This is a genomic window from Tumebacillus sp. BK434 (genome assembly GCF_004340785.1).
In the GTDB taxonomy this organism is placed as follows: Bacteria; Bacillota; Bacilli; order Tumebacillales; family Tumebacillaceae; genus Tumebacillus_A.
This window is the reverse complement of record NZ_SLXS01000022.1, coordinates 1-3,938: the sequence shown is the minus strand read 5'-3', so window position 1 is coordinate 3,938 and position 3,938 is coordinate 1. Positions and strand designations below refer to the sequence as shown.

The window sequence follows — 3,938 nt, the reverse complement described above, 5'->3', positions numbered from 1 at the left end:
CCTGAGCCAGGATCAAACTCTCAATAAAAGTTAGAAAGCTTGTATCTTGACTCGTATCTCATCTCTGTAACACTCGTTTAGTTTTCAAGGATCAAGAACAGGATGTTCATTGTCCAGCGTTGCGACAGGACGTCGCGTTCTTAGCTGGGCTACCATCACCGCGTGTCTCTCGCGGCGACAAGAGTTATCTTATCATGCCCAAACATCTGTCTCAACTCCGCTTTTCGCCAAATATCGCCATAGAAAAACAAAAAGCCGCTTGTCAGCGGCTCTTGTTCTGCTACCTTGGTTTTTTGTTATCGTTCAATGCCGCACGGTACACATCGAGGAACGGAACGTTCTTTTCCCGCGCAAGTCGAGCGACGTCTTCATACTCAGGCGTCATTTGTACGACGTTACCTCCAAGTTTGCCGATCTTCACCCGCACAGTGCCATACGGGGTTACCGCTTCGCCGAACTCACGATCAAGGATGCGTCGGGTCCAGACGCTTTGACGAACGCCAAACGTAGTGGTTTCCAGCAGAAGGAGCTCTTCCAATCGGTTGGAGGCTTCCGGAAGGCAGAGGACGGTCAGCAGCGTGCCGGGGCGGTTTTTCTTCATCTGGACGCCGGTGTAGTAGACGTCAAGAGCACCTGCTTCGAACAAACGTTCCATCACATAGCCAAGCGTTTCGGCTGTGCAGTCATCGAGTTGAGCTTCGAGAACGTGGATCGTTTCGCGGGTCGTCGCTTTAGCAGCCGCATCGCCCAGCAGAACGCGGATGACGTTCGGCACGGCAAATTCTTTGGTGCCTGCGCCGTACCCGATTTTGTCGACGGTGAAATGCTGCAGCGGACCAAACTCGCTGACCAGCGCTTTGAGCACGCCGGCTCCTGTCGGTGTTGTCAATTCGCCTTCCGAATGCGAACGCGCGATCGGGATGCCGGTCAACAGCTCGGCGGTCGCCGGTGCCGGAATCGGATACAGGCCATGCGCCATGCGCATTTTTCCATAGCCGGTCGGCACCGGGGAAGCGAACAGTTGGTCTACACCAAGGTCTTCAAGCGCGAGACAGATGCCGATCGTGTCGATAATCGAGTCCATCGCGCCAACTTCATGAAAATGCACTTCCGAAGGGTCGATGCCATGGATCTTCCCCTCCGCTACAGCGATAACTTCAAAGATCGCCAGACTGCGAGCTTTCACCCGCTCCGGCAATTCGCTCTCCCGGATCATCTCAAGAATTGTTGCCGCTTTGCGATGCTCATGATGATGGTGGTGCGTATGCAGATCTCCATGATCATGACTGTGCCCATGATCATGACTGTGCCCATGATCGTGACTATGCCCATGATCATGACTATGCCCATGATCGTGACTATGCCCATGATCGTGACTATGCCCGTGATCATGACTGTGATCGTGGCCCGCTTCGGGGAGGCGGATTTGCAGTTTTTTCGCGGTGATGCCTTGCTTGTCCACCGTGTCGACCCAGATGTCGAAGTCGTCGATCGGCAATTTCATCAGTTCTCGCTTGACGTACTCGAGATCGGCGCCCGCATCGACGAGCGCCGCTAGCAGCATATCACCGCTGATTCCTGACACGCAGTCCAAATACAACGTTCTCATGACTTTACCCCTCCAAAATCGCCTGCTGGATCATCGAAGCGGCAAAAGCCGCCCCGAAACCGTTATCGATGTTAACAACGGTCACACCCGCTGCGCACGACGTCAGCATCGAGAGCAACGGCGTCAATCCGCCAAAATGAGCACCGTAGCCGACACTCGTCGGAACCGCGATCACCGGGCGGCGCACCAGGCCGCCGATCACGCTGCCAAGCGCACCTTCCATACCCGCAACGACGATCACCACGCTCGCTTCCCGAATCCGCTCGCGTTGTGCGAGCAGACGGTCGATGCCGGCCACGCCCACATCATAGATCCGGTCCACTTCATTCCCCATCCACTCTGCCGTCTGAGCCGCTTCTTCCGCCACCGGCAGATCGGCCGTGCCTGCCGAGAGCACGGCCAACTTTCCGGAAAAGCGGCGCTCGCAGCTGCCGACAGTCAGCAGGCGCGACATCTCGTCATACACAGCGTCCGGCACGATCTCCATCACCCGGTCAGCCATCGCACGGTCGGCGCGGGTGACCATCACTTTGCCGTGCTTCTCATACAGCCGGGCAAAAATCGCCTGCACCTGCTCTGGCGTCTTGCCTTGCCCAAAAATCACTTCCGGATAGCCTGTGCGCGACTCCCGCGCATAGTCCACCTTGCCAAACCCGATATCTTCAAACCCGCGGATCGCTGCCTCCGCCTCTTGCACCGACAGCTCACCCGCTTGCACTTTGGTCAAAATGTCTTGCAGCTTCATACGGTCGTCTTGGCCTTCAAAGGCTCGTTCATCGAACCACTGCGGTATCCTTGCAGATCCAGCGTGACATATGTAAAGCCTTCGCCTTTCAAAATCTCCGTAATCTGATCGGCCAGTTCGACCGCCTTCATCAGTTCCTCCGGGAGCACTTCCACCCGCGCAATGTTGTCGTGATGGCGGATGCGGATCTGCTTGAAGCCAAACTTGCGCAACCGATCTTCGCCGCGGTCCAACTGGCCGACTTTATCCAGCGTGATCAGCGAACCGTACGGAATCCGCGACGACAGGCAGGCGAACGAAGGCTTCTCCCAGTTCGGCACGCCCATCTCACGCGCCATCTCGCGAAGCTCTTCTTTGTAGATCTCCGCTTCCTGCAGCACGCTTCGGATCTCATATTCCTTCGCCGCCTGGCGACCCGGGCGGTAATCGCCGAGGTCATCCATGTTGGCACCGTCTAAAATGTATGGAATCCCGCGCTCTTGCGCCAGCGAGGTCAACGTATGGTACAGACCCGCTTTGCAGTGGTAGCAGCGGTCCGGATTATTGGCGACGAAATTCGGGTTCTCCATCTCTTTGATCTGCACCACCTCGTGGCGCACCCCGAATTGTTTGGCAAGGTCGATCGCTTCTTGCAATTCACGCTCCGGAAATGTCTCGGAGGCTGCTGTGACAGCCAGCACTTTATCCCCAAGAACTTCATGCGCACACTTCAGCACAAAAGTGCTGTCAATCCCTGCAGAAAACGCGACGATCACTTGATCCATCGTGCTCAAAATATCATAAAGATTCTGTTTCTTCTGCAACATATCCATGATTCCGCACTTCCCTTCTTCAACTTGGAGACTATAATATTGTAGCGAAGTTACTTCATTTAAGCAATGAGCCCGATTTCAATTCGAAAATCTCGCAAAAAACAAGGCGACAAGAAGCCGCATCATCGGGCATACTAAGACTGGAGGTGAAAGAAACATGATGCTGAAACGCGAAACGGTATACGAATTAGAAAATACATACGATCAAATCGCCGATGAAGATGAAGAAAAAGTGGATCAGATCTTCACGAAGCTGGACAAGCTGCACGGTGAAGTAACCCGACGCCACAACTATAACACAGATGAGATCGACGACAAATTGGTCACCCTGTTCACGCAAGCCGCTCAAGAGCAAAACATTGGCGAAAATTGGGCAAAAGGCTATCTTTTCTACAAATACTTTGATGAAGAATAAGCCAGACACAAAAAAGACCTGATCTGAAACGATCAGGTCTTTTTTGATGGCGCCAGGTCTTAGTAGCCAAACTCTTCACGTCCATATGTTGTTGAGAATTCGCAAAGATAAGAAAAAAGACCCGATCTGTATCAGATCGGGTCTTTCCTGAGTCCTGTTATGGTGCGGTCAAGAGGACTTGAACCTCCACGGGGTTGCCCCCACAAGAACCTGAATCTTGCGCGTCTGCCAGTTCCGCCATGACCGCATGTGCAATTGAGGGGTGTTCCTCAAAAACTGAATAGCGAGTGTGAGTCAAAGAATACTTAGGATAAGCCCTCGACCGATTAGTACTGGTCAGCTGCACGCCTCGCGGCG

General features: G+C 53.9%; 4 protein-coding genes and 1 tRNA gene. 1 reads left to right on the top strand and 4 read right to left on the bottom strand.

Translation table 11 applies throughout. From position 1 onward, the window contains the following. Positions 1-280: 280 nt before the first annotated feature. The 3 genes from larC to larE are packed head-to-tail and all read right to left on the bottom strand — an operon-like array spanning position 281 to position 3,166. Entirely contained in the window at positions 281-1,609 is a 1,329-nt protein-coding gene (gene larC, locus EV586_RS20465) for a nickel pincer cofactor biosynthesis protein LarC (protein WP_132946913.1), read from the bottom strand. Between the two features lie 4 nt (positions 1,610-1,613). Continuing rightward, complete coding sequence (gene larB / locus EV586_RS20460; RefSeq protein ID WP_132946912.1) at positions 1,614-2,354, bottom strand: nickel pincer cofactor biosynthesis protein LarB; 741 nt, start codon at positions 2,352-2,354, stop codon at positions 1,614-1,616. Next, positions 2,351-3,166: an ATP-dependent sacrificial sulfur transferase LarE gene (gene larE, locus EV586_RS20455; RefSeq protein WP_132946911.1), complete on the bottom strand. Its 816-nt coding sequence runs from the start codon at positions 3,164-3,166 to the stop codon at positions 2,351-2,353. The genes larB and larE overlap by 4 nt, the downstream gene beginning before the upstream one ends. 157 nt (positions 3,167-3,323) lie before the next feature. Between larE and EV586_RS20450 the strand changes: the two genes are divergently transcribed. Continuing rightward, the gene (locus tag EV586_RS20450; protein WP_132946910.1) at positions 3,324-3,581 is read left to right on the top strand and encodes a hypothetical protein; all 258 of its coding nucleotides are present in this window, start codon (positions 3,324-3,326) and stop codon (positions 3,579-3,581) included. Positions 3,582-3,741: 160 nt separating this feature from the next. On the opposite strand, the gene EV586_RS20445 is transcribed toward EV586_RS20450, so the two are convergent. Next, positions 3,742-3,828, bottom strand: a tRNA-Leu gene (locus EV586_RS20445). Positions 3,829-3,938 lie beyond the last annotated feature (110 nt).